The following is a 24,713-nucleotide window of genomic DNA, read 5'->3' on the forward strand; positions in this document are numbered from 1 at the left end:
GCGTGGCTGTCGCTCGATGCGTCACCGCCTATGCAAGGATGGACAACAAAACGTTCGCTACGCGCCCCCCGCGCCTGGTTGACCATGACAGGGCTCTGCCTCGTGATAGTCAGAGCCCTGAACGACCCACGGCTCCGAAGACCTGCGTCCAGTAGATAGTCGCCTGGCTTTGCGGGTTGCTGGCGTACGCCGCGCCCATCTCGCGGAAGTCCGGATTCATCAGGTTGTAGCAGTGCGAAGGGCTGGCCAGCCAACCTTCGACGACCTGCTTCGCCCGGCCCTGGCCAGCGGCAATGTTCTCGCCGATCACCGTCCAAGCATAACCAGCGGCCGTGGCGCGAGCGCCCACCAGGCTGCGGTCGCTGCCCTGGTGGCTGAACAGGCTGTTCATCGCCATGTCACGGCTATGGGCCAGCGCGGCCTGGCCGAGGGGTTCGCTCCAAGTCAGCGGCTCGGCGGCATCAAAAGGCTGGTCGCCACAGCGTCGTGCAGCGCCGCGGGCCTGATTGACGGCGGCAAGAATCGCCTTGCCCTCCTCCTGCCAGTCGCCGAGCCTGGCCGGCAGCAGCGCGCGGCCGAGCACAACCTGCCAGCTGTTGCCTTCATGCAACACGCCGACATCGGCAAACTGTGCATCCAGCAATTGCTTGCAGTAAGACTGACGCAGCATGACCATCGCCGCCTCGGCACTGGTCGGCCCGGTGACGCGGATCAGCTGCACGGCAGCGGCCTGATAGCCGGCTTGCTGAAGCGCCTGTTGCAACTGCTCGGAGGAGTTCGCCCGTTGCCCGGCCAGGCGACGATCCGGTGCCAGCGGGCCGGCGGCCGGGCTTGGCTGGCCGTCACAGCCTTGCCCCATTTCACGGTAGTTGTTGATCAGCCTGGTCAACTGCTCCGAATCATCGCCCCATGCGCTACCGACGGCGCTCGTGCAAAGCAGCATCACTACAGCGGCCACTTGCCGAACGTGCTTGGGTGAATCACTCATCCATGCTTCCTCTTGATCCGCACTGCTTATCTGAACATTGACACTGGGTTGAGCGAAACGCTTCAGCTAATCGCCCGATGGCATGAAACCACGTTAGACTCGAGCCCATGATTGTGAACGATTGCGTATTTAGCCTTGATTGCGCACCGCTGCTCGACAGCCTTGTCAGCACCGATAACCTACTGATTATCCAGGACCTGGATGGCGTCTGCATGGATCTGGTGCGCGACCCGCTCACCCGCACTTTGCCACACCACTACATCCTTGCGGCGCGCCAACTGGATGGACATTTCCAGGTACTGACCAACGGCGAGCATATCGGTAGCAGAGGCGTGAATAGCCTTGTCGAGCAGACGGTTGGCGCAGTGAGCGACTGCCGTGACCAGGGGCTCTATCTGCCGGGGCTGGCCGCCGGTGGCGTGCAATTGCAGGACCGCTACGGGCAGGTCTCACACCCCGGCGTCAGTGCCGAGGAACTGGCGTTTCTTACTGAGGCGCCACGGTTCCTGACCGAATCACTACAGCGACTGCTGAGCCGGCCACCCTACAGCCTGGATCGAGCGACCATCGCCCCTCTGCTGGCGAGCAGCGTGCTCGACAATCCTGTATCGCCGACGCTCAATATCAACGCCTTCTACCACCATTGGCACGCTCAGCCTGCGCTTTACGGCCAATTGCAGGCGGATAGCGCCGAACTGCTTCAACAACTGCTCGGCGAGGCGGCGAGACGAGGCCTGCAGCGCTCGTTCTTCATCCATTACGCGCCCAATCTTGGCCGTGATGCTGCCGGCCGCGAGCGCATGCGCCCAGCCCAAGCTGGCAGCGCCGGAACCACGGATTTGCAGTTCATGCTGCGCGGCGCCGTCAAGGAAGCAGGTGTGCTGGTTATTCTCAACCGCGTCTACCAGCAGCGCACGGGCGTCTACCCGCTGGGCGAGGACTTCAACGTGCGCGAGGCTCCGAGCAACAGCGATGCGCTCCTGCAACTGGCCGTTGAGCGTTTTGATCCCGCCCACATGCCACGCCTGGTCGGTGTCGGTGACACCCTGACCAGCTCACCAGATGAGCGCGACGCGGCTACCTGGCTGCGCGGTGGCAGCGACCGTGGTTTTCTGACGCTTGTGCAGGCGTTGGGCGTCGCGTTCGAACAGGACAACCGCGTGCTGTACATCGACAGCAGCCACGGCGAGGTACAGCGTCCAGGCGTGCATGGCGATTATCTGCGCGCCCAGCCGGGCGAGCCCTGGCCGGCATTGCAAGGCATCACCGATGCAGATGATCCATTACGCATAAACAGCGTTTTCCTCGGCGGCCCTGCGCAATACATCGGCTTCTTCTGCGCCCTCGCCGAGGCACGTCTCACGCGCTGATTGCGAAACCCGAGAACCTTGCCGTGCCTGCACGTTCGAAGCTCTGCGCTTTCGCCTTCATTGCTCGCAGAGAAACCCCGTGCGCCACTCCATCACCCGCGGCTACCGCTATCTTCTGAAAACGTTCGGCTACGTCGGCTGGTCACTGTTCTGGCTGTTGATCTGGGACATTATCGTTACCGTGGACTACATGCTGTTCCTGGACCGCAAGATCACCATGCCCTCGATGCCGCTGACCCTGCTCGGCTCCGCGCTGGTGGTGCTCACCAGCTTTCGTAACAGCAGTGCCTACAACCGGTGGTGGGAAGCGCGCACCATCTGGGGCGGGCTGATCAACAGCTCACGCAGCCTGGCGCGCCAGGTACTGACGCTGATCGATGACCACGGCGGTGGCAACCCAGTCAAAGTGGTGCTGCTGCGCCGCCATGTCGCCTACATCCGAAGCCTGTCGGCGAGCCTGCGAAACGAGCCCTGCGATGAAGAAGTCCGCGCGTTCGTGGCAGCCGACGAGTTCGAGCGGCGGCATACCACCAATAATTTTCCCAACGATATTCTCAATGGCTCCGCTGCCCTGCTGGCCAACGAATACAAGGCCGGCCGGCTGGATAGCATCCGCCTGGCTCGCCTCGAATCCACCCTGGTCGATGTGTCCAACTGCCAGGGCGGCCTGGAACGAATCGCCAATACCCCGCTGCCCTATCCCTACGTGTATTTCCCGCGCCTGTTCATTACCCTGTTTTGCCTGATTGTGCCCATCGGCCTGGTGGAAACCCTGGAGTGGTTCACGCCACTGGCCTCTACCGTGGTCGGCTTCATGCTGTTGGCAATCGAGCGGGTAGGCACCGACCTGCAGAGCCCGTTCAAGGTCAGTGAGCATCAGATCCAGATGGACGCGCTGTGCGAGACCATCGAAAAGAACCTCGAATCGATGCAGCGTGATGCGCAGCGCGAACGCGACGGCCGCCTCATAACGCAATGACTGCAAAGTCACTTTCAGACGCTGCAGGCTCGACAATACGGGGTCTCCAGCTGTTTATCGGCAATTATGTAGTGGATTAAAAATAACACTACAAAACTGTTGACGGCCTCTGTCCGCTTTTGCATGATGGACCTGCCTCCCCTGACGGGAGCCCTGACAAGGGCACTTGGGCAAGCTCGGTAACACCAGCCGAGCGTTCCACGATATGTACTGCCCACAAGGCAGATTGATGAAGTCGAGCGTCCGCACGGACGAGGGTGTTTGCGAGACATTGTCATGATGCCTGTGGCTGATCTGCGGATCACCTGCATCCGTCACGTCTTCGCCACCTCCTTTCCCCTGCCTGCCCGACCTCGGTTAGCCGTTCCGCGTAGCGCTATCCATCTGTCGCTACACGCTTATCGGCAGCACTCAAACGCCACGGGCAACGACGGCACCGCACGCCACGCGGCAGCCCTAGACAGATCAAAGAATGAAGGGGTACACGCCATGAACCTGAACAAACAACCCACCATCGAAGAACTCGCCCAACTGTTCGCCACGCGCAAGGACAGCCTCGACAACCACATTCTGTGGGTATGCGAATCCGGCGAAGTACGTATCGACTGCTTGCCGGCGGACCAGGATGAGTGCGCGTTCGTGAGCCAGCGCCCGACGATGCGCACTCGCCTGCGCACCTACCGCCGTGGTCAGGGTTATGTCGGTCGCCGCGCCGCTGCCGACCGACATTTCCTGAGAAATGTGCTTAGCACCCTCGAGCATGAGTGGCAGGGCCAGCAAGCTCGTCAGGATCGCCTGCTCGACCGCTATTGCTGAAAGCTCATCGCGCAGAAACGACGCCTCGCTACGATCGAGCAATAAAAAGCCCCGGCATTGGCCGGGGCTTTGTCAGAGCGACAAGGCTGTCAGCGCTTGTCGTCATCACGCGGGTTGTTCAGATCCATCACACTGGACGTCCGCTCCGGCGCGGCCTCGGCCTTGGGCTTGGTCTCAGGTTGAACTTGCGGCTCCACAGCCACGGGTTGAGGTTGCTTGTTCTTTCCACTCATGCGCCGCCATACCCAGCCGATCAGCAGCACGGGCAGGAACCAGGCCTTTTTGAGCAGGATCAGGGCGGCAGCGAACAGGCCGACCTTGGCTGCGGCCTTACCCGCGATCAGCGCGCCAAGGCCGTAGGCAGCCACCTGGTCGAGGTCGGGATTGAAGTCGGCGTAGCGGTTGCCATCGTTGAAATCGGTCATCGCCAACACCGCCGGCAGGTTCTCTTCGATCTGCGGCAACTGGTGCATGCCGGCGATGAAGTTCAGCACCAGCACGCCTTTGCGGCCCAGCACGCGGATGTTGTAGTTGAGAATGTGCTCATCGCTGTCGCCAAACTTCACTTCTTTGGCCCAGTGCAGCTTCTTGCCCTCGGCATCGTAGTGCGGTGCCGATGCCCAGCCGACAATGGCGATAGGCTCGTAACCGTTTTCGGCGCGCCATGCGTTCTCGGCCTCGGCGCCGTCCTGCAGGTCCTTGAGCATGTCGTCGTAGTTGATATCCGCGGCGTCCTCGTCGGAGACGTAGCCGTTTTCCTCGTACTCGACAGTCACCGCCCAAGACTCGTCAGCCAGCGGTGACACGCCTTTGGGCAGGATCATGCCCAAAGGCAGCTTTTCGTCAGGCGGGTTGCCCCAGGCCTCGACCAGCACGCGCTCGGCATCGGCGCCGTCGAGGAACACCAGGTTTTCGGGAAGATCGAGGGTCGCCAGGTTGCTGCCAACCACCACGTTGCCGGAACGGAAAGTAAGACTATCGAGGAACTGCTCTTCACTGATGGTGCCGTCATCAGCCGGTTCGGCAACGGGCGCCTCCTGCTGCTGCGGCGTGGCTGGGGCCTGATCGGCCCAGCTCAGGGGAACAACCGCAGCCAGCAGGCTGGCCAGCATCAACTCCTTGTACATGTAACACTCCATGATTGGCTTGAATTTCAGGCGCCAAGCCTATCATTTAGCGCCGAATCATTTGGTAACTTCCTGTCATTTCCAGATACACCTCACAAAGCTGCTGCCTTCCGCGAGCCGCTCACGAGCGCACGGAGAGCCGTACCAGATGCATCACGATCGGCCTCACGCCCATTACGCAGAGGAATGCCACGGGCATGGCCAGCGCGTAAGCGTCCAGCACGGCTGACAGGTAACCATCGCTCAAGCCACGGTTGGTCGCCGTAATCACCAGGCACATGAGAAACGCCATGATCCCGGACATGAAGAAGGCAAAGGCGACAGGCGTCAGCCGGGCAGGCAGCTTCCAGTTTCGGCGAGCGGGGCGAAGCGTTGATTCGTGCATGGATAACATCCTTGAGATAAGCGAAAAGCGCCGTTGCAGGCCACATCGGCGGCCATTATCAGGATTGCCCGTTGCTTGCGGTAGCGGGCTACAGGTAAGGTCAGTATCAAGCAAACCTTATCAATAGCCACTTCGGTTGAAAGCTTTAGCCTTGGATACGTTGCGCGGTATCGAGAGTTTCGTGAAGGCGGTGGAGACCGGCAGCATCGCTGCAGGCGCCCGCTTACTGGGGATCAGCGCGGCGGCCGCAAGCCAGAACATCGCCAGGCTGGAGGCCTCGCTGGGCGTGCGCCTGCTGACTCGCACCACGCGGAGCCTGGCACTCACCGACAGTGGCGTGCTGTATTACGAGCAGGTGCGCGATGTACTGAGTGACCTCGAGTTGGCCCGCAGTGCCGCCACCCAAGGTCACGACGCCCCGCGGGGCCGCTTGCGCATCGCGTCCAGCGCGGCCTTTGGCCGCCATGTGCTGGCGCCTCTGCTACCGACCTTCACGGCGCGCTACCCGCATATCGCCTGCGAGCTGATCACCACCGACCGCAGCGTTAACCATATCCAGGAATCGGTGGACGTCAGTGTGCGCATTCCAGCGCAGCTGGAAGATGGTCTGGTGGCGCGACATATTGCCAGCGTGCCATCGATCTACTGCGCATCGCCCGCTTACCTGCGCAAAGCCGGCGCGCCGACCAGCCCCGATGATCTGCGCGAACATGACTGCCTGGCCTTCAAGGTCGCGGCGGATGGTCGTCTGATGCCCTGGCGCTTCATGCGCGACGGCATTGGCTTCGAGGCGCAGATTCGCGTGGCACTGGTCAGCGACGACATCGACGTGCTCGCCCGGGTCGCGGCCAACGGCGGCGGTATCACCCGCCTCGCGGCTTTCGTCGCCGAGCCGTACCTCGCAAGCGGCCAGCTAGAGGCCTTGTTCAGCGTCCCGCACCCCTCGGCCAGCCAGGCGCTGAGCGAGCCCCTGGACTACTACCTGTGCGTACGCGACCGCTACGAGCTAACCCCCAAGGTGCGCGCGTTCATCGAGCACCTGCATGGCAACCTGCGCCATGAGTGGCGGCCCTAGCACCTGCGCAACGGCTACCGCGCGTCGGCCACTCTGCGTTGCAAGCGGGCTCGGCAAGTCGCTTGCGGCGGATGCGTGCTAGCGCTGCTCCGATTCAGCGTTCATTTACTGCCGGTAAGATACCCGCAACGCCCAGCGCTTCTTCGTCTGTCTTCGCTGAGGGTGCAGCTCTTGCGTAGCGCCCGTTCAAGCGCGCGGGAACCCTGCACAGGCTTTCGACGAATTTGACTCGCCGGGTGAATCCGGTAGGCTCGGCAGCTCATTTGAATGGAGTGATTCCCCCATGGCCAAAGCCACTGCCCGCCACATCCTGGTTTCCACCGAAGATAAGTGCAACGAACTGAAAGCCGCGATTGAAGGTGGTGCTGATTTCGCCCAGGTCGCCAAAGACAACTCCAGCTGCCCGTCCAGCCGTGACGGCGGCAACCTGGGCTCGTTCGGCCCAGGCCAGATGGTCAAGGAATTCGACACAGTCGTGTTCAGCGCCCCGATCAACGTGGTTCAAGGCCCGGTGAAAACCCAGTTCGGTTATCACTTGCTCGAAGTGACCAGCCGCCAGGACTGATCACCCTGCGCCTGGTGCCGCCCGGCACCAGGCCTCTGCTTCACGGCTCGGCCAGACCGGCCAATTCCCTTCGGTTAACCGCCAGCGCCCCCTCGCTACCGCTTTGCTTGTCGGCAATTGTGCGTGCCACGAGATGATCAGCCTGTGCGCATCGCAAACCCTGCATCCGCATCACGCCCCAAAGTTTATCGAGCCGCTGACCGGCACGCCCTTCGTCTGCTCTGCGGCCCTATCGTGGCGGGACGATCTAAGCTGGGAATTCATCGCGAGGAGCATCCATCATGGCTCATATGGAAAAACGCGGCAGCTGCCTGTGCGGTGCCGTCACCCTGACGTTAGAGATCGAACAGCCAGTCGTCAGCGCTTGCCACTGCGCTACTTGTCGTAAATGGGGCGGCGGGCCGCTGCTGGTGGTCGAAGGCAAGGCCGCGCGGTTCAACAGCGAACGGAATGTGCGCGTTTATGCCTCGTCCGAGTGGGCAGAGCGGGGGTTCTGCAGCGAGTGTGGCACGCACCTGTTCTATCGCCTGAAAAGTGCCGACATGTATGCCGTGCCGGTCGGTGTGCTCGAGGGCGAGGACAGCTGGCGTTTCGAAAGCCAGGTGTTTATCGATGCCAAACCGGACTATTACTGCTTCGCCAACCAGACGCGTGAGTTGACGGGCGAGCAGCTGTTCGCAGAATTCGGGCAAACCTGACCTTGGTTCACTCAGCGTCCAGTGATGGGCCTATCAGAGCTGCCAGCTGCGCATAGACCCCGGGCGCTGCAACCAGATACGGGTTGCCGCCAAGCAACCCGTCGCCGCGTAGAAAATCGTTGTGCCGGCCACCTGCTTCGCGCACCAGCACCAGGCCGGCCAGGCAATCCCAACTCTTGAGGTGAGTTTCGTAGTATCCGATCAAGCGCCCGGCCGCGACGTAGGCCGTCATCAACGCGCCGGAGCCATTGCGCACGAACATGCCGCCCTCATCCAGCAGGCCACTCAGAAAAGGCAGGAAATGCTCTTTTCCCGCACGGTGCGTGGTGCCGACACCGACCAGACCTTCACGCACATGCACTGCGTCGTGAGCTTTCAGCGGCGTGTCGTTGACGAACGCGCCGTGCCCGATGAAACCGTGGAACAGCTCGTCATGATTGGGGTCGGCAATCGCACCGAGCAGCGGCTCGCCGTCGACCAGCAGGCCGATGGAAACGCACCAATTGTGCAAGCCGTTGAGAAAGCACGCGGTGCCGTCGATAGGGTCGATGACCCAGATGCAGCGCGCCTGCAAGCCGCCGCTGCCACCCTCCTCACCGACGATCCCATCCTCGGGAAAATGCGCTGCGAGCTCGCCACGGATAAAGGTCTCGACATCCTGATCGGCGATGCTCACCACGTCCTGCATATCGCCACCCTTGTGCTCGACAATGAGACTACGGCGGCGCGCATAGTAGGCCATGCCGCGCTCGGCAGCGGCCAGAGCAACACACTTGGCGAAGTCGTAACGAGCGGTCAGGGTCACATCGAGATCGGCGAGTTCACTGGCGCTGGGCATGTTCGGGTGTGCTCCTTGGTGACGGTATGAATGGGCGGCTTGCGAGGCAGCGGCAACAGCCTCTACCCTGCGCGCTTCCTGATCGGGCTGCCATGCAATGACTCTCGCCGACCTGCTGCTGTTCGCCATTCCGGCGGTTTTTCTCACCGGCCTTTCCAAAGGCGGCTTTGGCGGCGCCCTTGGCGGCATCGCGGTGCCACTGCTGGCCCTGGCTACGTCGCCAATGCAAGCGGTGGCGGTGATGCTGCCGATACTCTGCCTGGCCGACGTGGTCGGCCTCAAGGCTTACTGGGGAAAGTGGGACGTTGCCAACCTCAAGGTCATGCTGCCCGGCGCGATAATAGGCATTGGTATCGGCTCGCTGACCTTCGAACTGCTCAACGACAACCTTATCGGCCTGCTGATCGGCATCATCGCCATTTCCTTCGTGCTCCTCGGGCTGCTCAAGAGCGACCCGGCGCCAAGACCGCTGCAGCCCAGACGCGGCCTGATTCTGTCATCACTGGCCGGCTTCACCAGCTTCGTCGCCCACGCCGGCGGGCCGCCGGTGATGATGCATTTGCTGCCCCAGCAGTTGGAGAAACTGCGTTACGTGGCGACCATCAACCTGTTCTTCCTGCTGACCAATGCCATGAAGCTGATTCCCTACACCTGGCTCGGCCAGTTCACCCGGGAAAACCTGCTGCTCAGCCTGATGCTCGCACCCATCGTGCCGCTCGGCGTGTGGACGGGCTTGTGGCTGCAATCGCGCATCAACCACACCTGGTTCTACCGTATTGCCCGCATCGGCATGCTGATCGCGGGGCTGCAGCTGATCTGGAAGAACATCTGAGACTACAGCGCCGATAGCGTGCGGTACTCATCCTGGGCGTGCTGGTCGGTCATGCCGCTGATGAAGTCTTGCAGCAATCGGCAACGGTGGTAGAACTCCCAGGCCGCCCGATCCGCTTCGCCGCATTCACGTACCGCCTGGCGATAGGCCTTGAGCAACTGGCTTGGCAAGCGCCGCACCAGCATCTGCAGGTGCGCCTCGCGGCGGCAATTGCCTTCGGTAAGGTCAAGAAAGGTCTGAGCGTCGACGCGCAGCAAGGCGCCGTAGTTGTCCAGCAACCCCTGAAGGATTCGATAGCCCTGCAGCTGCAGGGTCTCCACTTCGCGATGGCAGAACACCCGCGCCATGGCGACGTCCTTGAACGTCTGCACGATGGCGTGGGGCAGGCTGTCGTCCTCGATCAACGCGCGGTCGAGGGTACCGCTGTAGACCGCCTCGATATTGTCGATGAACTGCCGCGCCGCATGCTGCACCAGCGGGTGGATCATGCCGACACGCAGCTTGACGAAGAACTCGCCAGCCTTGTTGATCTCTTCCTGCTGATAGGATTCCAGCGCCTGATTGACCAGGCCACGAAACGAATGACGCGACCCCGGAATCTGCACATCGGGCGACTGCATGCCGGCAAAGGTGTCGATCAGCAGAGGAGCCAGTTCGGCGACGCCGAGGATGCCCTTCTCCACCGAATCCTCGATGTCGGCCAGGCAGTAGGAGATGTCGTCGGCGGCTTCCATGATGTAGGCCACCGGGTGGCGGGTGCCTGGACACTGGCCGAGCGCCTGCTGCAAACCGGCGACGAAGCCTTCCTCGGAGAGGTAGAAGCCGGGCTTCTTGTTCAGGTAGGCGTTGGCGCTGCCCTTGTCCGGCGTTGGTTGATAGGCGGGCCGCAGGTATTTGAGCAGGCCGGCGGTCTGCGTGTAGGTGAGGCGCAAACGTTGCAGGTTGACCACCAGCCGCACGGCCTGGGCATTGCCTTCGAAGTTGCGCAGGTCGGCACGCATCTGCGCATGCAGCTCATCGTTATCCGGCGGCTGCGGCAAGGCCACGGCGAACAACCCGTCCAGCGCTCTTTCAAACCACTCACCAATCGCGAACTCGCCGAAATGGCCGAACGGCGGGTTGCCGATGTCGTGCATCAGGCACGTCATCTCCACCAGGCTTTCCAGTGCGCTCTGCAGACCATCGAGGCCGTAGTCGGCAGCGCGATCACCCAGCTGCGCATACAGCGTACGGACGATAAAGCGACCGGTCTGCTGCACCTCCATGGAATGCGTCAGACGGCTGCGCACTGCTGCGTTGCGCTCCAGCGGAAACACCTGAGTGCGTTGCTGCAAGCGGCGGATCGCGGCGGAATTGATGATGCGCCCGCGATCACTTTCGAAGGCGTAGAGCAGATCAACATCCGCTGCACCGCCGGCCTGATCGCCAGGGCGCAATGCGCAGATCCTGTCTTGGAAGTTCACCACTGGCGGCATCGCTATCGTCTCGAGCTGGCGCGGAAAGCCCGAGACTAACGCGCAGCAGGCGGTTTACCAAGCGCCTGCACGTGGAGAACATGTACGCTTCTGCCATTCAGCAAACGAGAGATACAGATGAGCCGCGCCGATTTCCACCAGCAGCAGGCCGAACAAGCCACCCGTGAAGCACAGCGCTTGTTGGCTCAGCAGGCGACTCTCGGCCCGCGCTGGTTAGGTTGGGTGGCCAGCGAACTCTATCAGCTGTCGCCGCCCGAATACGCCGCGATGGTCAGGCGTGAGTTGCAACGCCTGACCTCGCCCGATTAAGCCGGCTTGTTCTCGTGCAGGCGCACATTGAGCTCATCGACCACAGGCGCCCACTCGGCGTCTTCGAGCAGCTCTTCTTTGAGAAAAGCGGCCTGGGCCTGATTCCAGAATGGAGCTTCCGATACCTTCACGTCGTCGGCCAGCGGATAGTGCTTGGCGATAAAGGTGTCGATGCTAGCGGGGTCGGACGCTAGCCCCAATTGTTCGAACAGGGTGCCGAGGTCTTTGTTAGGAAGCTCCATGGGGTTCTCCATCAAGTGGGTGGTTTTTCGTACAAGTGTTGAGTAGAGCGAGGTAGCCGAACGACAGTTCAACCTCTCCAGCCGCGCGGCCTGCCAGTTCGATGCCGATATCAGCTATGGTTGATGCCACTACCCACCTTCAGGCAATAACCATGAGCATCGGAATCCCGTGTCGCAACGCGCCTTTTCTGTCTGCAATCGCCCTGCTGCTCAGCGCCTGCACCAGCTCGCAGACGCCTCCCGCTGACAAACCCGAACTGATTGGCCGTGCCCAGGACCTCTACGAGCTGCCCCAGGCCTACCAGCCCGGCACCTACCGTCACATGGACGATCTGTTCTTCACCCGCGCGGTGCCCCGCGGCCCGCAGGTCTACCCATTGCCCGCACGGGCCGAAGTGCCCGTGCAGTACAGCATCGACGGCCAATCGCTGGACACCGCGGCGTTTATGCGTCGTAACCAGGTCAGTGGCGTGCTGATCCTCAAGGACGGCAAGGTGGCGCTCGAGAAGTACGCGATGGGCAACGATGCCAGCACCCGCTGGACGTCCTTCAGCGTGGTCAAGTCGATTTCCTCGACCCTGGTCGGCGCCGCGGTGCAGCAAGGCAAAATCGCCAGCGTCAAAGACCCGCTGACCCGCTACCTGCCGCAACTCAAAGGCGGCGCCTATGACGGCGTGAGCGTCGAGCAGATGCTGCAGATGAGTTCGGGCGCTGCCTGGGACGAAACCTACCGTGACCCGAAATCCGACCGGCGTCGGATGTTCGAGCTGCAACTGGCCAACAACCCGGGCGCCCTGCTCAAGCAGATGTCTGCACTCAAGAAAGCCCACACGCCGGGCACGACATTCGCCTACAGCACCGGCGAGTCGCACCTGCAGAGCGAGCTGGTTCGCGCCGCGACTGGCATGACCAGCGCCGATTACCTCTCTGAACGCATCTGGGCGCGACTGGGTATGGAGCGCGACGCGTTCTGGCAATTGGATAGCCGCGCCGGGCAGGAAATCGGCAGCAGCGGCCTGTCCGCAACGCTGCGTGATTACGCACGCTTTGGTCAGTTCATCCTCAATGACGGAGTCATCAACGGCGAGCGCATCCTGCCCGCCAACTGGCTGGCGAGCGCCACCCGTGCAGTGCCCGGCTCACACCTGGAGCCCGGCAAGCTGTACGACGGCGAGTATGCACTTGGCTATGGCTACCAGTGGTGGCTGTTCCCAACTGGCGCCGCAGCGCTGCCGGAGCACACTGGTGGCGCCTTTGAAGCTCAAGGCATCTTTGGCCAGTTCCTCTATATCAACCCTAAAGAGAAAGTCGTGGCGGTAATCTGGAGCACTTGGCCAAAACCGGAGATGGATGAGCGGGAAATGGAAACCTACGCGTTCATCGGCGCCGCCATCAAAGCGCTGCGCTGAACGAAGGCCAGGTGCAGGCGGGGCGCTGGCGGACTAAGATCGCTGATTGGCCGAACCCCGTCGCGCCCTGCTGGTCGATACATCAGATTTACCTGAGGGATACCTATGATTGATTGCCGACACGGCGTTGGCTGCGTGCTGTTGAGCTTGATGCTGGCAGGCTGCGCCTCGACCTCCTGCGACGAGCCATTGAGCGGTGACAGCTGCCGGGACCGCCAGCTGCTCCACCAGAACGACATGCTGCAGGCCAAATTGCTGGTGGCGTCCGGCGACATGGAAACCCATGAACTGGCCAGCGCCCTGCTACGCCGCGCCGAAAGCGAGGACGAGCTTGGCGAGGTGGCGTTCTACCAGGCGATCCTGATGATCCGCGAAGGCCCGCAGACCGACGAGGTACTCAGCAAGCTGGAGGATGCCGCGCAGCAGCACCAGCCTTATGCCGTGGCGCTGCTGTACAAGATCTGGTCCGAACCCTTTCTGGTTGACGAGGCCGACCCCATCCGCGCCGAGCAATATCGCGCCGACTACGCGGAGCTGGACGTCGCCAAGAGCGGCTATCCCTCGTTCGAAAAGGCGCTGGAGCTGGTCAACGGCCTGGTGCGAACCCCCTGATCTGAGATTTGCAGGTGCCAGCGCGGCGGCGAGCGATTAAAATCCGCCACCAGATTCGTCGTGCGGCCCCAGCAAGGGCCGCGCCAAGCCATTATCCGCATAGCCGAGAGAACAGACATGGGCGCCCAGTGGAAAGCCAAACCTAAAGAAGCCGCCGCCAACGCCAGGGGCAAGATTTTCGGCCGCCTGGTCAAGGAAATCATGGTCTGCGCACGTAATGGCGCCGACCCGGACATGAACCCCAAGCTGCGCCTGGCCATCCATCAGGCCAAGAAAGCCTCGATGCCCAAGGACACGCTGGACCGCGCGATCAAGAAAGGCGCAGGCCTGAGCGGCGAGACCGTCAACTTCGAGCGCACCACCTATGAAGGTTTTGCGCCGCATCAAGTGCCGCTGATCGTCGAATGCCTGACCGACAACGTGAACCGCACCGTAGCGGAGATACGCGTGTTGTTCCGCAAGGGTCAACTTGGCAGCAGCGGCTCGGTGGCTTGGGATTTCGATCACGTAGGCCTGATCGAAGCCTCCAGCGACAGCGGTGCCGATCCCGAACTGGCGGCGATCGAAGCCGGCGCTCAGGACTTCGACGAAGCTGATGAAGGCAACACCCTGTTCATCACCGAGCCGACCGATCTCGATCTGGTCAGTCGTGCCCTGCCCGAGCAAGGCTTCACCGTCAATTCGGCCTCCCTCGGCTACCGCCCGAAGAACCCGGTATCGAGCCTGACACCCGAGCAACGCGAGGAGGTTGAAGCGTTCCTTGAGGCCATCGACAACCACGACGACGTGCAAAATGTCTACGTGGGGCTGGCTGGCTAAGAACGGATAAATGCCCGCAGGGCCTCGGCCCTGCGGCGCTAGCACACGCTTCAAAAATCCTCCATGTACGGGAAATTGGGGCATCCATCACGGTATCGCCGCAATAACCGGATATACTGCTCGGCTTCCTTCTTTGCGAGCAATTCGCAAATTGGAATTTGCCGCCCAGGAGCTTCATCTTGCACAAGTCATTTATCTTCGCCGCCTGCTTAATGCTCGGAGCTTGCAGCAGCGCGCCTCAGGCACCGTCGCCGTCCAAGGTGGCCGCCCACGACAGCATCATTCGCAGCAACCTGGAGGCGATCCACAACGCCCAGGTCGTTCCGCTGCCGCTCGATTCACATTCCAGCCTGCAGCCTGGCAAGGCCGGCAATGCCAACATGCAGTTCGGCAGCTCGCTGTCCAACTATCGGGTGTATTCCCTGCAGTTGAAACAGGGCGAGCGCTATCGCCTGAACGTCAACTCGCTGTGTGATCACACCTGTATGGGCATCAACAAGTTCGCCCTTAAGCCGCGCGCCGTGCTGATGGATGCCTACGGCACGGTGATCCCCAACAAGCCTGCCCGCCCGTCCACCGTGGTCGGCATGACTACCCTCGGCTGGGACGGCGAAGCACCGGAGGACGGCACCTACTACCTGCTCGTCGCCGCCGACAAGGAAGACATCGGTCGCACCATCGTCATCGACGATGTGTGGATCAACAATTCGCCGCTGATGGCGGTGAAAGTCGGTCTCCTCGACGGGCTTATGCGCCCCAGCACCTTGCATTGATCCATGTCGCCACGCACCCTGCACATTGCAGCCGCCTGCCTGTTTGACGAAGCAGGTCGCCTGCTGCTGGTGCGTAAGTGCGGCACGCAGATGTTCATGCTGCCCGGCGGCAAGCGCGAAAGCGGCGAAACGCCGCTGCAAGCCCTGATACGCGAACTCGACGAAGAGCTGCATCTGCAATTGCCCGCCTCGGCGCTCACACCGTTGGGGGCACTTCAGCGAGGCAGCAGCCAATGAGCCGGACACCCGGGTCGAAGCTGATATCTTCCGCGCCCCACTTCCACATCCCGTGCAGCCTGCGGCCGAACTGGAAGAATTACGCTGGCTGAGTGCAAGCGACCCGCGGAGCGTCGATCTGGCGCCGCTGCTACGCCGCCACGTATTGCCGCTGATCTGGCCAGACGCCTGATACCCAAGCGCGCTGAGAAATTGCCGAATTGCGCTGAAGCAGCGATAGCCACTATCGAAGCGAATGATTTCTGCCCGATGCGCCCAGTGAATAGCCTATGAACCATACAAACGGACTCGTTCACAGGTGCTCTCATGCAACGCTCACTGCTCGCTCTGCTCACTGCTCTCACCCTGCTACTCACTGGCTGCGCCAGCCCTCAATCGGCGGCTGAGCGACCGTATACCAACGAAGAAGTGAAGCAGTACGCGCTGGAAATTCTAAGCCGTAGCGGCCTCTCTTACGAGGACTACGAAAAGATTCGTAGCGCGCTGCAGGCACCTACTTATCGGGTGTCGAACTCGATACGCGACATTGAGCAACTGCGCACTATCACTCCCGAAGGTTGAGCCTCGCCCGCGATGATTCGTTGACCTGCGGCAAAGGCCATTGCCGCCCGAGCTTTAGTCTGTGGTGATCCACTCTGTTATTCGCGAGGGTTCATCATGGCCATAACGTCCACCGTCATCTGCGCCGCCGCCGACCAGCTGCAAGGCTTTGTCGGCTTTAATAGCAAGACTGGCAAACACATTGTGCGTTTTAGCGAAGATTCCTTCGGCCTCGACGTCATCGAAAGCAGCATAACGCCCACCAGCGAATTCGTTTGGGAAAGCACTGCGTCGTCCGCGCTGATGACGCTCAAGCGCGACCGCCTGCAACTGCTGTGCAAGCTGCGCATCGACGAGCGCCTGCATATCGGCGAACCCTTGCAGGTTTACCTGCGCCGCGAAGACCTGCCGGAAATCTGCGCCGAACGCCATCTGCGAACTCCGACCTGATAACGCCGAACTGGTTTTTGCGGGCAGCTGGAATTTAAACTGTAAGCCCCACCATCCTTTACGATCTTTATGCTGGCGTTCTACCTCTTGCCCGACGAACAACGGCCGCTGGCGGACAAGTTCTACCGCAGCCAGCGCTCTGCAATGCGCACTCGATCTGAGCATCGCGTATGGGTCGCGAAGGATGATGAGATTGTCGCCGCCCTGTGCCTCCAGCCTGCCGCTCATGGCCAGTGGCTCACCAGCCTGCTGGTTGCCGCCGGCCACCGCAGGCAGGGTGTTGCAGGCGCCCTGCTCCAACATGCGCTAGGCGACGCTCAACTGCCGACCTGGCTGTTCTGCCATCCGGATCTGCAGCCATTCTACGAGCGTCGGGGTTTTGCACTCTGTGCGCAGCTGCCAGCGCCTCTGAGCGAGCGTCTGGCTCGATATCGTCGCACTAAAAACCTGAACGCCCTGGTGCGCTGACAATACCGCTGGTCCTGCTGGCACATATGCTGGCACTTTGACCACTTTACCCGCTTGTAAGGCGTTTCATACCCCGCCAATGTGAACGGCTGTGCCACCTCGAGACTCTATCTGCAGGTATTCAGACTTGCAGTTACCGAGCGTGCGTGCGTCCACCCCCTAGATGACAGTCATGGCTATTCACGTGAAGCGTGTGCTTGTGCGGCTGCGCAAGGACTTCCAACTCTCGATCATCACCCTCATGGGCCTGTTCGGCGTACTCGGCGTATCGCCGTACGCCGTGTACCGAGTTCTGCACGGTAATTACCTGGTCAGCATCGCCGACACGGTGATCGTGCTTTCGACCGTTCTGGCGGTCATCCATGCCTGGCGCACGGGCGACACGGTCAAGCCTGGCGTCTGCCTGGCCGGTATCTTCTCGTTGTGCGCCACGCTGATCACCATCAATCTGGGTGTCAACGGACTGTTCTGGATCTACCCGCTGATCCTCTTCAACTTTTTCATGGTATCGCCGCCACGGGCGTTGCTCGCCACGGTGCTGGTCGTCGCGGCACTGTCGATTTATGCACTGCTGCAGCCGGGCACGGTATTCGAAAGCCGCTATCAGATGCTGTCGTTTCTGGTCACAGCCCTGATGGCCAGCATACTGACGTTCATTTTTGCCTACCGCACCCAGCACCAACGCGAACAACTGCACGCCTGGGCGACCCGCGACCCATTGACCGGCGCCCGTAACCGCCGGGTAATGAACGAGGAGCTGAAGATTGCCGTCTCCACTCGCCGTCGCCACCGCACCAGCGCTGCCGTTCTGTTGATGGATCTCGACCATTTCAAACAGATCAACGACCGCTTCGGCCACCAGGCGGGTGATCAGGTGCTGGTCAGTTTGGTGGAACGGATCACCCTTAATATTCGCGATGCAGACCGGCTGTTTCGCTTTGGCGGCGAGGAATTCCTGCTGCTGCTCAACAACACCGACGAGCACGGGCTGCTCAGCGCCGCTGAGCACCTGCAGGCAGACATCGCCGAACATCTGAAGAGCCCGGGCGGCCCGGTCACTGTCTCCATGGGCGGCGCGGTCCTACGCGCCAGTGAGACCTGGGAAAGCTGGCTGCAACGGGCAGATCAACAGCTCTATCACGCCAAACATGCCGGCCGTAACTGCATCCGTATCGATCACAGCGAGACGCTGAAACTGGCCTAGCAAGCGCTATCCATGCCAGGCGAGCGAGCCCTCCGCTGTGTAGCTCGGCCATCCATTACCAATCACTACGCAAAAGAAAAGGGGCAGCCCTGAGGCTGCCCCTTTCTTGTCCTGCCCGTTGATCAGTGGGACGAAGCGCCACTGGCCCCCAGACCGGTGTGCGAGCGCACGAACTGTGGCAGGAACAGAGCGCGTTCCTCCGCAGCCGATTCGGACTTGTCGGTGATCGAGAAGAACCAGATACCGACGAACGCGACGATGATGGAGAACAGTGCCGGGTATTCGTACGGGAAGATCGCCTTCTCGTGGCCGAGTACCGTGACCCAGATGGTTGGGCCGAGCACCATCAACACGACCGCTGTAATCAAGCCCAGCCAGCCGCCGATCATGGCGCCACGGGTGGTCAGGTTCTTCCAGTACATGCTGAGGAACAGCACGGGGAAGTTACAGCTCGCCGCGATCGAGAATGCCAGACCGACCATGAAGGCAATGTTCTGCTTCTCGAAGAGGATACCCAGGCCAATGGCCAGGACGCCCAGGCACACCGTGGTGATCTTCGATACGCGCAGTTCATCCTTCTCGTTGACGTTGCCTTTCTTGATCACGCTGGCGTACAGGTCGTGAGACACCGCCGAGGCACCTGCCAGGGTCAGACCTGCAACCACCGCGAGGATGGTGGCGAAGGCTACTGCCGAGATGAAGCCCAAGAAGATGCTGCCACCTACCGCGTTGGCCAGGTGAACCGCCGCCATGTTGTTGCCGCCCAGCAGTGCGCCAGCAGCGTCCTTGAAGGCCGGGTTGGTGCTGACCAGCAGAATCGCGCCGAAGCCGATGATGAAGGTCAGGATGTAGAAGTAACCGATAAAACCAGTGGCGTAAAAAACTGATTTACGGGCTTCCTTGGCATCACCAACCGTGAAGAAGCGCATGAGGATGTGCGGCAGACCAGCGGTACCGAACATCAGCGCGAGGCCGAGGGAAATCGCCGAAATCGGGTCTTTCACCAAACCGCCTGGGCTCATGATGGCTTCGCCGTTGGCGTGAACCTTGATGGCTTCGGTGAATAGCGTGTTGAAGTTGAAGCCGACGTGTTTCATCACCATGAAGGCCATGAACGACGCACCGGAGAGCAGCAGCACCGCCTTGATGATCTGTACCCAGGTGGTGGCCAACATGCCGCCGAACAGCACGTACATCACCATCAGGATGCCGACCAGCACGACCGCCACATGGTAATCGAGGCCGAACAGCAGCTGGATCAGCTTACCGGCGCCGACCATTTGCGCGATCAGGTAGAACGCCACCACAACCAGCGAGCCGCTGGCTGAAAGGGTGCGAATTTCCTTCTGTTTCAGGCGATAGGACGCCACGTCAGCAAAGGTGTACTTGCCCAGGTTGCGCAAGCGCTCGGCGATCAGGAAGAGGATCACCGGCCAGCCGACCAGGAAGCCGATGGAGTAGATCAGGCCGTCGTAGCCCGAGGTGAACACCAGCGCGGAAATACCCAGGAAGGACGCTGCCGACATGTAGTCACCAGCGATTGCCAAACCATTCTGGAAGCCAGTGATACCGCCCCCAGCGGTGTAGAAGTCGGAAGTCGATTTGCTGCGCTTCGAGGCCCAGTAGGTGATGCACAGCGTGCCGCCAACGAACGCGAGGAACATCAGGATTGCGGGCGTGTTGACCGCCTGTTTCTGCACATCGCCGGCCAGCGCATCGGCCCACAACGCAGGGGCCAGGGCCATCAAGGCCAACGCGGAAAGAATACGGCCAATCATTTGCCCACCTCATCCAGGATCACCTGGTTCAGGTTGTCGAACTCGCTGTTGGCACGACGCACGTAGATGCCGGTCAGCACGAACGCCGAGAGGATGACGCCGAGACCCACTGGAATACCCCAGGTGACCGGGGAGCTATCAGAGATACGTGTTCCGAGCCAGCCTGGCACGAATGCGATCAGCAGAATAAAGCCAACGTAGATGCCGAGCATGATGGCGGAGAGTATCCAGGCGAACCGCTCACGCTTGGCTACCAGCTCCTTGAAATGCGGACTTTGCTCGATCCGCCGATAAATGCTGTCGTTCATTTTATTGTTATCCTCACCCAGCTGGATGCTGGTTGGGACAACTGTAAATCGGCGCTCAGCCGGCGACAGACGACCTTAGTCGAAGCCCGGTGCTTTTTAGACCAAAGTCTAATGCTCCGGTACGGTCAGCGCTGCTGCTGGTACTGCTGCGTGCCCTGCCCCGGGTACCGCTGGATTTCATAACCGTTCGGGTATTCGGTGCTCTGCCGAATGCCGCCACGGGTCTCGAACGTCGAGCTGCGCTGGCCGCTTTCATAGCGAGTCGAGTCGATGTTGCGCGGAATGTACTGGCCGCCGTGAATGTCGTAACGCTCCTGACGCTCGTAGGTCTGGATACTGCCGCTGGCGCCCGGGCTGATGTATGCCTTGGGGATCACGCGGATGGTCTGCGGCGTGCGCTCGTCGGCCCAGGCCGCCGTGGTGGCCAGCGCGGCCAGCAGCAGGGTGAAGCGGATCAGTGATTTCATCTCGAGCTCCGAATACGGTTCAGGCAGCGGGCGAATGGCGCCGCGGCCCCATGCCTAGCTGAGACAGCGTCGACGGCGGATTATTTGCTGCCCAGCGCCTCGCCGATCCCATAAAAATGACCACCGGCCACATGATGGATGCTGCGCCAAGCGGGATCGGCCTCTTCGAAGTGCCAGCGGCCGTCGTGGAAAACCCGCGAGTCCGCCCAAGCACCGATTACTTCGCCGATGAACAGGTCATACGCCTGCTGGTTATGGGGTTCAGCGATCAGGCGGCAGGCCAGCCAGGCTGAGCAACCCGCCACGAACGGCAGGTCGTGGTCACCCAGGCCGAAGCACTCGACGCCGACACTGGCCAGCTTGGCCGGCTCGTCATTGAGGCTCCGTGTACCGACCTGGTGAGTCAGCTCCAGCTGCGCGACCGTGGGCACCTGGATGACGAACAGGCCGCTGCGCTCGACCAGCACGCGCGTTGCGGTGATCTTGTCCAGCACCACGGTGAGCTTGGGCGGATCGAAATCCAGGGCACAGACCCAGGCGGCCGCCATCACATCGTCGACACCGTCGTGCCGTGCCGAAACCAGTACCGTGGGGCCGTGGTTAATCAGTCGGTAGGCCCTGTCGAGGCTAACGGGCTTGATCGGGTTATGCATGACGAACCTCTCTGAAAGACCAGAGCGCCACTTTACAGCATCACATGGCATGTCTCCGGCGCTACCCATGTGCCGAGCGCGCCCGGAACAACTTGAGCGAGCGGACTGCCCCTAACGCCTCCAGCACACTAGAATCGATGCCCGTGCCTGGCTTTGATAGCCACCAACCTATTCGGGCGCCGCGTGACGCAGCACGTCACCCGCCTGTCAGCTAACAGTGGTGAGACCATGATCGAGGTAACCGAAGCTTCCATCGCCCAACTGCGCGCCGCGCTCGAATCCGGCCGTACCACAGCCGTCGAGTTGGTCAATGCTTACCTCGCCAGGATCGACGCCTACGATGGTCCACAGACGGCTACCGCACTCAATGCGGTGGTGGTGCGCAACCCGGATGCCGTGCGCGAAGCCGAAGCGTCCGATGGCCGCCGGGCGCGCGGCGAGACGTTAAGCCCACTCGATGGCATCCCCTATACGGCCAAGGACAGTTACCTGGTCAAGGGGATGACCGCCGCCTCCGGCAGCCCGGCCTTCAAGGACCTGGTTGCCTATCGCGATGCCTTCACGGTCGAACGGCTGCGCGCGGCGGGTGCCATCTGCCTGGGCAAGACCAACATGCCACCGATGGCCAATGGCGGCATGCAGCGCGGCGTATATGGTCGCGCCGAAAGTCCGTACAACCCGGATTACCTCACCGCGCCCTTTGCCTCGGGCTCGTCGAACGGTGCCGGCACCGCTACGGCAGCAAGTTTCGCCGCATTCGGCCTGGCCGAGGAAACCTGGTCGAGCGGTCGCGGGCCGGCGTCCAACAACGGCCTGTGCGCCTATACGCCGTCACGCGGGGTGATCTCGGTGCGCGGCAACTGGCCGCTGACCCCGACCATGGACGTGGTTGTGCCCTACGCGCGCAATATGGCCGACCTGCTCGAGGTGCTGGATGTAATCGTCGCCGATGACGCCGATACCCGCGGCGACTTGTGGCGCTTGCAGCACTGGGTGCCGATTCCCAAAGCGTCGTCGGTCAGGCCCGCTGCTTACCAGGCATTGGCCGCAGGTGCAGCGGCGCTCGCTGGTAAGCGCTTCGGCGTGCCACGTATGTTTATCAACGCCGATCCCGACGCAGGCACCAGCGAATCGCCAGGCATCGGCGGCCCGACCGGGCAGCGCATCCACACTCGCGCCTCGGTGATCGCCCTATGGGAAAACGCCCGTCAGGCGCTGGAGGCCGCCGGCGCTAACGTAGTCGAGGTGGATTTCCCGCTGGTTTCCAACTGCGAGGGCGATCGCCCAGGCGCGCCGACTGTGTACAACCGCGGGATGGTTTCCAGGGAGTTTCTGCATGACGAGTTGTGGGAGCTGTCCGGTTGGGCCTTCGACGATTTCCTGCGTGCGAATGGCGACCCCAAGCTGAACCGCCTGGCCGATGTCGACGGCCCGCTGATTTTCCCCCACGACCCCGGCACCCTGCCGAACCGCGAGGACGACCTCGCTGCTGGCATGGATGAATACGTGCGCATGGCCCAGCGCGGGATCACACCTTGGAACGAGATTGCCACGCTGCCCGATGGGCTGCGCGGCCTGGAGAAAACCCGGCAGATCGATCTCGAGCAGTGGATGGAACAGCTGGGGCTGGACGCCGTGCTGTTCCCCACCGTTGCCGATGTGGGCCCGGCAGACGCCGATGTAAACCCGGCCTCTGCGGATATCGCCTGGAGCAATGGTGTGTGGGTCGCCAACGGCAACCTCGCCATTCGCCACCTCGGCGTGCCGACGGTCACCGTGCCGATGGGCGTGATGACGGATATCGGCATGCCGGTCGGGCTGACCTTTGCCGGCCGCGCCTACGACGATTCGGCGTTGCTAAAGCTGGCCTGCGCTTACGAGTCCACCGGCTCGAAACGGCAGATTCCGCCACGTACACCGCCATTGTCGAAGGACTGATCGGTCCGCGGGGCCGGCGCGGAGCGGCCGGTCTTGCAGCCCTCTCCACACCTGGCCTGAGCGCAGTTGAGTTGCACCAAGGCTCTTGCATGAGCATATCGACTGACAGCCAGTCGAATAATGCGCTTTGCCGGCGTGCCGGCCAGACGCACACTTGCAGGTTGTTGAATGGAAGAAAGCGCGATGGCGAAAAACACGCGTGCCATAAACCAGGAGCGGTACGTGCCAAGCAGTGATAAAGATCTGGAAGCGATTAACCTGTCCATCGCCTGGGCTGGCTTCAAGCAGTTCCTACCGATTTCGGCATTTGTGGTGCTGTTCGGCTTGGCGTTCGGGCTTGCCGCGACCCAGACCGGGCTGGGCACCGCGACCAGCTTGAGCATGAGTGCGCTGGTGTTTGCTGGTGCATCGCAGTTCGCCGCGCTGGATATGTGGGGCACTCATATCCCACTGGTGCCTCTGGCACTGACCGTGTTCGCAATCAACGCCCGCCACCTGCTGATGGGCGCCACGCTGTATCCCTGGCTGCGTAATCTGCCACCCGCCAAACGTTACGGCGTCATGTTCGTGGCGTCTGACGCCAACTGGGCGATGTCGATGCAGGCCTTCAGCCGCGGCGAACCCGGGCTCGGCCTGCTCCTCGGCGGCGGCTTGGCACTCTGGGCCTCCTGGCTGCTGGGCACCTGGCTGGGTATCTACTTCGGCAGCGCCATCGATGACCCGGTGAGTTTCGGCCTGGACATGGTGATGGGCTGCTTCCTGCTGGCCATGGTCGTTGGCGGCCAGAAGAACCTGCGCATGCTGATCATCTGGGCACTCGCCGCCGCCGCTTCGCTTCTCGCCTACTGGTACCTGCCCAGCAACAGCCATGTGGTGGTCGGCGCGCTGGCGGGTGGCCTGCTCGGCGCGCTGTGGATGGAGAAAAAAGCATGATGATCGAATCAGCCGGTCACGGCGCCCTGATCGTGGTTGCCGTTATGGCGGTGGTCACGCTTGCCACACGCTGGGGCGGAATTTTCGTCATGTCATTCGTGCCGATAAATACCCGGACTCAGCAATTCATCAACGCCATGTCCGGATCGGTACTGGTTGCGCTGCTGGCGCCCCTGGCGCTGGAAGGTGACAGCGGTGCACGGCTGGCTCTGCTGACCACCGCCGTCGTCATGTTGCTGGTCAAGAAACCGCTGCCGGCAATTGCTGCGGGGATACTGGTGGCTGGCATCGTGCGGCACGTCATCGCCTGAGCGGTAGCCATCATCAGCACGTTTGAAGCAACAAAGCGTCAACCAGAGACCGGTATATCCGCAGCCCCGGACGCCCTAGAGTGCTGCCATTGGTATTTCCCGAGGGCGTCGACC

29 protein-coding genes and 1 pseudogene are annotated in these 24,713 nt (G+C 61.7%); 20 read left to right on the forward strand and 10 right to left on the reverse strand.

Annotated features, from left to right (window positions below; all coding sequences use genetic code 11):
- Positions 1–109: 109 nt before the first annotated feature.
- Complete coding sequence (locus BLS60_RS10395) at positions 110–988, reverse strand: CAP domain-containing protein (RefSeq protein WP_092367623.1); 879 nt, start codon at positions 986–988, stop codon at positions 110–112.
- 107 nt (positions 989–1,095) lie between these two features.
- Between BLS60_RS10395 and stpA the strand changes: the two genes are divergently transcribed.
- The 3 genes from stpA (at position 1,096) to BLS60_RS10410 (ending at position 4,153) form a co-directional block, all read left to right on the forward strand.
- A complete protein-coding gene (gene stpA / locus BLS60_RS10400) occupies positions 1,096–2,358 on the forward strand; it encodes a glucosylglycerol 3-phosphatase (protein WP_092367626.1) in 1,263 nt (420 codons plus the stop codon).
- 79 nt (positions 2,359–2,437) lie between these two features.
- Positions 2,438–3,337, forward strand: coding sequence for a bestrophin family protein (locus BLS60_RS10405; protein ID WP_092367629.1), 900 nt, complete (start codon positions 2,438–2,440; stop codon positions 3,335–3,337).
- Between the two features lie 489 nt (positions 3,338–3,826).
- Positions 3,827–4,153 (forward strand): hypothetical protein, encoded by a 327-nt coding sequence (locus BLS60_RS10410; protein WP_070881973.1) that lies wholly within the window; start codon positions 3,827–3,829, stop codon positions 4,151–4,153.
- Between the two features lie 89 nt (positions 4,154–4,242).
- On the opposite strand, the gene BLS60_RS10415 is transcribed toward BLS60_RS10410, so the two are convergent.
- Both BLS60_RS10415 and BLS60_RS10420 read right to left on the reverse strand, forming a co-directional pair.
- Positions 4,243–5,280 (reverse strand): DUF2167 domain-containing protein, encoded by a 1,038-nt coding sequence (locus tag BLS60_RS10415; RefSeq protein ID WP_092367632.1) that lies wholly within the window; start codon positions 5,278–5,280, stop codon positions 4,243–4,245.
- 121 nt (positions 5,281–5,401) lie between these two features.
- On the reverse strand, positions 5,402–5,665 hold the full coding sequence (locus tag BLS60_RS10420; RefSeq protein ID WP_092367635.1) for a DUF2798 domain-containing protein: 264 nt from the start codon (positions 5,663–5,665) through the stop codon (positions 5,402–5,404).
- Between the two features lie 151 nt (positions 5,666–5,816).
- Between BLS60_RS10420 and BLS60_RS10425 the strand changes: the two genes are divergently transcribed.
- From BLS60_RS10425 to BLS60_RS10435, 3 genes are all read left to right on the forward strand, one after another.
- Positions 5,817–6,740 (forward strand): LysR family transcriptional regulator, encoded by a 924-nt coding sequence (locus tag BLS60_RS10425; protein ID WP_092367638.1) that lies wholly within the window; start codon positions 5,817–5,819, stop codon positions 6,738–6,740.
- A gap of 283 nt (positions 6,741–7,023) precedes the next feature.
- Positions 7,024–7,305, forward strand: a complete 282-nt coding sequence (locus BLS60_RS10430; protein WP_070881969.1) for a peptidylprolyl isomerase — start codon at positions 7,024–7,026, stop codon at positions 7,303–7,305.
- Positions 7,306–7,586: 281 nt separating this feature from the next.
- Positions 7,587–8,003, forward strand: coding sequence for a GFA family protein (locus BLS60_RS10435; RefSeq protein ID WP_092367641.1), 417 nt, complete (start codon positions 7,587–7,589; stop codon positions 8,001–8,003).
- 7 nt (positions 8,004–8,010) lie between these two features.
- Here the strand turns inward: BLS60_RS10435 and BLS60_RS10440 are convergent, their stop codons facing one another.
- On the reverse strand, positions 8,011–8,841 hold the full coding sequence (locus BLS60_RS10440) for an inositol monophosphatase family protein (RefSeq protein ID WP_092367644.1): 831 nt from the start codon (positions 8,839–8,841) through the stop codon (positions 8,011–8,013).
- 97 nt (positions 8,842–8,938) lie between these two features.
- Here BLS60_RS10440 and BLS60_RS10445 point away from each other — a divergent pair, with 97 nt between their 5' ends.
- Positions 8,939–9,673: a sulfite exporter TauE/SafE family protein gene (locus tag BLS60_RS10445; protein ID WP_092367647.1), complete on the forward strand. Its 735-nt coding sequence runs from the start codon at positions 8,939–8,941 to the stop codon at positions 9,671–9,673.
- Positions 9,674–9,675: 2 nt separating this feature from the next.
- On the opposite strand, the gene dgt is transcribed toward BLS60_RS10445, so the two are convergent.
- A complete protein-coding gene (dgt, locus tag BLS60_RS10450) occupies positions 9,676–11,148 on the reverse strand; it encodes a dGTPase (RefSeq protein WP_092367649.1) in 1,473 nt (490 codons plus the stop codon).
- Positions 11,149–11,265: 117 nt separating this feature from the next.
- Here dgt and BLS60_RS10455 point away from each other — a divergent pair, with 117 nt between their 5' ends.
- Positions 11,266–11,457, forward strand: a complete 192-nt coding sequence (locus tag BLS60_RS10455; RefSeq protein WP_070881964.1) for a hypothetical protein — start codon at positions 11,266–11,268, stop codon at positions 11,455–11,457.
- Here BLS60_RS10455 and BLS60_RS10460 read toward each other — a convergent pair.
- Entirely contained in the window at positions 11,454–11,699 is a 246-nt protein-coding gene (locus BLS60_RS10460; RefSeq protein ID WP_070881963.1) for a DUF2789 domain-containing protein, read from the reverse strand. The genes BLS60_RS10455 and BLS60_RS10460 overlap by 4 nt on opposite strands.
- Positions 11,700–11,851: 152 nt before the next feature.
- Between BLS60_RS10460 and BLS60_RS10465 the strand changes: the two genes are divergently transcribed.
- The 9 genes and pseudogenes from BLS60_RS10465 (at position 11,852) to BLS60_RS10505 (ending at position 18,211) form a co-directional block, all read left to right on the forward strand.
- Entirely contained in the window at positions 11,852–13,108 is a 1,257-nt protein-coding gene (locus BLS60_RS10465) for a serine hydrolase domain-containing protein (RefSeq protein ID WP_070881962.1), read from the forward strand.
- Positions 13,109–13,213: 105 nt separating this feature from the next.
- Positions 13,214–13,720: a hypothetical protein gene (locus BLS60_RS10470; RefSeq protein WP_070881961.1), complete on the forward strand. Its 507-nt coding sequence runs from the start codon at positions 13,214–13,216 to the stop codon at positions 13,718–13,720.
- A 117-nt stretch (positions 13,721–13,837) separates the two neighbouring features.
- On the forward strand, positions 13,838–14,539 hold the full coding sequence (locus BLS60_RS10475) for a YebC/PmpR family DNA-binding transcriptional regulator (protein ID WP_070881960.1): 702 nt from the start codon (positions 13,838–13,840) through the stop codon (positions 14,537–14,539).
- 179 nt (positions 14,540–14,718) lie between these two features.
- Entirely contained in the window at positions 14,719–15,312 is a 594-nt protein-coding gene (locus BLS60_RS10480) for a hypothetical protein (RefSeq protein ID WP_092367652.1), read from the forward strand.
- 3 nt (positions 15,313–15,315) lie between these two features.
- Positions 15,316–15,721: pseudogene (locus BLS60_RS10485) on the forward strand (NUDIX hydrolase).
- 134 nt (positions 15,722–15,855) lie between these two features.
- On the forward strand, positions 15,856–16,110 hold the full coding sequence (locus BLS60_RS10490) for a hypothetical protein (RefSeq protein WP_092367655.1): 255 nt from the start codon (positions 15,856–15,858) through the stop codon (positions 16,108–16,110).
- 96 nt (positions 16,111–16,206) lie between these two features.
- A complete protein-coding gene (locus BLS60_RS10495; RefSeq protein WP_092367658.1) occupies positions 16,207–16,539 on the forward strand; it encodes a DUF2025 family protein in 333 nt (110 codons plus the stop codon).
- A 144-nt stretch (positions 16,540–16,683) separates the two neighbouring features.
- Positions 16,684–17,007 carry a GNAT family N-acetyltransferase gene (locus tag BLS60_RS10500; RefSeq protein ID WP_338061635.1) on the forward strand — a complete coding sequence of 108 codons (324 nt, stop codon included), beginning with the start codon at positions 16,684–16,686 and terminating at the stop codon, positions 17,005–17,007.
- 172 nt (positions 17,008–17,179) lie between these two features.
- Complete coding sequence (locus tag BLS60_RS10505) at positions 17,180–18,211, forward strand: GGDEF domain-containing protein (RefSeq protein ID WP_092367660.1); 1,032 nt, start codon at positions 17,180–17,182, stop codon at positions 18,209–18,211.
- A gap of 122 nt (positions 18,212–18,333) precedes the next feature.
- Here BLS60_RS10505 and BLS60_RS10510 read toward each other — a convergent pair whose 3' ends face one another.
- The 4 genes from BLS60_RS10510 to BLS60_RS10525 form a co-directional block, all read right to left on the reverse strand.
- Entirely contained in the window at positions 18,334–19,989 is a 1,656-nt protein-coding gene (locus BLS60_RS10510) for a cation acetate symporter (protein WP_070881953.1), read from the reverse strand.
- Positions 19,986–20,297 carry a DUF485 domain-containing protein gene (locus tag BLS60_RS10515; protein ID WP_070881952.1) on the reverse strand — a complete coding sequence of 104 codons (312 nt, stop codon included), beginning with the start codon at positions 20,295–20,297 and terminating at the stop codon, positions 19,986–19,988. The genes BLS60_RS10510 and BLS60_RS10515 overlap by 4 nt, the downstream gene beginning before the upstream one ends.
- 125 nt (positions 20,298–20,422) lie before the next feature.
- On the reverse strand, positions 20,423–20,764 hold the full coding sequence (locus BLS60_RS10520; protein WP_092367663.1) for a hypothetical protein: 342 nt from the start codon (positions 20,762–20,764) through the stop codon (positions 20,423–20,425).
- 80 nt (positions 20,765–20,844) lie between these two features.
- Complete coding sequence (locus tag BLS60_RS10525; RefSeq protein ID WP_070881950.1) at positions 20,845–21,417, reverse strand: flavin reductase family protein; 573 nt, start codon at positions 21,415–21,417, stop codon at positions 20,845–20,847.
- Between the two features lie 228 nt (positions 21,418–21,645).
- Here BLS60_RS10525 and BLS60_RS10530 point away from each other — a divergent pair, with 228 nt between their 5' ends.
- The 3 genes from BLS60_RS10530 (at position 21,646) to BLS60_RS10540 (ending at position 24,599) form a co-directional block, all read left to right on the forward strand.
- Positions 21,646–23,355 carry an amidase gene (locus tag BLS60_RS10530; RefSeq protein ID WP_092367666.1) on the forward strand — a complete coding sequence of 570 codons (1,710 nt, stop codon included), beginning with the start codon at positions 21,646–21,648 and terminating at the stop codon, positions 23,353–23,355.
- A gap of 222 nt (positions 23,356–23,577) precedes the next feature.
- Positions 23,578–24,288, forward strand: a complete 711-nt coding sequence (locus tag BLS60_RS10535; RefSeq protein WP_244153394.1) for an AzlC family ABC transporter permease — start codon at positions 23,578–23,580, stop codon at positions 24,286–24,288.
- Complete coding sequence (locus tag BLS60_RS10540) at positions 24,285–24,599, forward strand: AzlD family protein (protein WP_092367672.1); 315 nt, start codon at positions 24,285–24,287, stop codon at positions 24,597–24,599. Before BLS60_RS10535 ends, BLS60_RS10540 begins: the two co-directional genes overlap by 4 nt.
- Positions 24,600–24,713: the final 114 nt, after the last annotated feature.

Origin of the sequence: Phytopseudomonas seleniipraecipitans (genome assembly GCF_900102335.1) — a bacterium.
GTDB classification, from domain to species: domain Bacteria; phylum Pseudomonadota; class Gammaproteobacteria; order Pseudomonadales; family Pseudomonadaceae; genus Aquipseudomonas; species Aquipseudomonas seleniipraecipitans.

Coding starts and splice junctions, on each gene's coding strand:
- BLS60_RS10435 (WP_092367641.1), top strand. CDS start 7,587: ATGGCTCATATGGAAAAACGCGGCAGCTGCCTGTGCGGTGCCGTCACC.
- BLS60_RS10495 (WP_092367658.1), top strand. CDS start 16,207: ATGGCCATAACGTCCACCGTCATCTGCGCCGCCGCCGACCAGCTGCAA.
- BLS60_RS10490 (WP_092367655.1), top strand. CDS start 15,856: ATGCAACGCTCACTGCTCGCTCTGCTCACTGCTCTCACCCTGCTACTC.
- BLS60_RS10430 (WP_070881969.1), top strand. CDS start 7,024: ATGGCCAAAGCCACTGCCCGCCACATCCTGGTTTCCACCGAAGATAAG.
- BLS60_RS10445 (WP_092367647.1), top strand. CDS start 8,939: ATGACTCTCGCCGACCTGCTGCTGTTCGCCATTCCGGCGGTTTTTCTC.
- BLS60_RS10415 (WP_092367632.1), bottom strand. CDS start 5,280: ATGTACAAGGAGTTGATGCTGGCCAGCCTGCTGGCTGCGGTTGTTCCC.
- BLS60_RS10505 (WP_092367660.1), top strand. CDS start 17,180: ATGGCTATTCACGTGAAGCGTGTGCTTGTGCGGCTGCGCAAGGACTTC.
- BLS60_RS10410 (WP_070881973.1), top strand. CDS start 3,827: ATGAACCTGAACAAACAACCCACCATCGAAGAACTCGCCCAACTGTTC.
- BLS60_RS10470 (WP_070881961.1), top strand. CDS start 13,214: ATGATTGATTGCCGACACGGCGTTGGCTGCGTGCTGTTGAGCTTGATG.
- BLS60_RS10455 (WP_070881964.1), top strand. CDS start 11,266: ATGAGCCGCGCCGATTTCCACCAGCAGCAGGCCGAACAAGCCACCCGT.
- BLS60_RS10520 (WP_092367663.1), bottom strand. CDS start 20,764: ATGAAATCACTGATCCGCTTCACCCTGCTGCTGGCCGCGCTGGCCACC.
- BLS60_RS10395 (WP_092367623.1), bottom strand. CDS start 988: ATGAGTGATTCACCCAAGCACGTTCGGCAAGTGGCCGCTGTAGTGATG.
- BLS60_RS10500 (WP_338061635.1), top strand. CDS start 16,684: ATGCGCACTCGATCTGAGCATCGCGTATGGGTCGCGAAGGATGATGAG.
- BLS60_RS10540 (WP_092367672.1), top strand. CDS start 24,285: ATGATGATCGAATCAGCCGGTCACGGCGCCCTGATCGTGGTTGCCGTT.
- BLS60_RS10460 (WP_070881963.1), bottom strand. CDS start 11,699: ATGGAGCTTCCTAACAAAGACCTCGGCACCCTGTTCGAACAATTGGGG.
- BLS60_RS10420 (WP_092367635.1), bottom strand. CDS start 5,665: ATGCACGAATCAACGCTTCGCCCCGCTCGCCGAAACTGGAAGCTGCCT.
- dgt (WP_092367649.1), bottom strand. CDS start 11,148: ATGCCGCCAGTGGTGAACTTCCAAGACAGGATCTGCGCATTGCGCCCT.
- BLS60_RS10515 (WP_070881952.1), bottom strand. CDS start 20,297: ATGAACGACAGCATTTATCGGCGGATCGAGCAAAGTCCGCATTTCAAG.
- BLS60_RS10475 (WP_070881960.1), top strand. CDS start 13,838: ATGGGCGCCCAGTGGAAAGCCAAACCTAAAGAAGCCGCCGCCAACGCC.
- BLS60_RS10530 (WP_092367666.1), top strand. CDS start 21,646: ATGATCGAGGTAACCGAAGCTTCCATCGCCCAACTGCGCGCCGCGCTC.
- BLS60_RS10465 (WP_070881962.1), top strand. CDS start 11,852: ATGAGCATCGGAATCCCGTGTCGCAACGCGCCTTTTCTGTCTGCAATC.
- BLS60_RS10440 (WP_092367644.1), bottom strand. CDS start 8,841: ATGCCCAGCGCCAGTGAACTCGCCGATCTCGATGTGACCCTGACCGCT.
- stpA (WP_092367626.1), top strand. CDS start 1,096: ATGATTGTGAACGATTGCGTATTTAGCCTTGATTGCGCACCGCTGCTC.
- BLS60_RS10525 (WP_070881950.1), bottom strand. CDS start 21,417: ATGCATAACCCGATCAAGCCCGTTAGCCTCGACAGGGCCTACCGACTG.
- BLS60_RS10510 (WP_070881953.1), bottom strand. CDS start 19,989: ATGATTGGCCGTATTCTTTCCGCGTTGGCCTTGATGGCCCTGGCCCCT.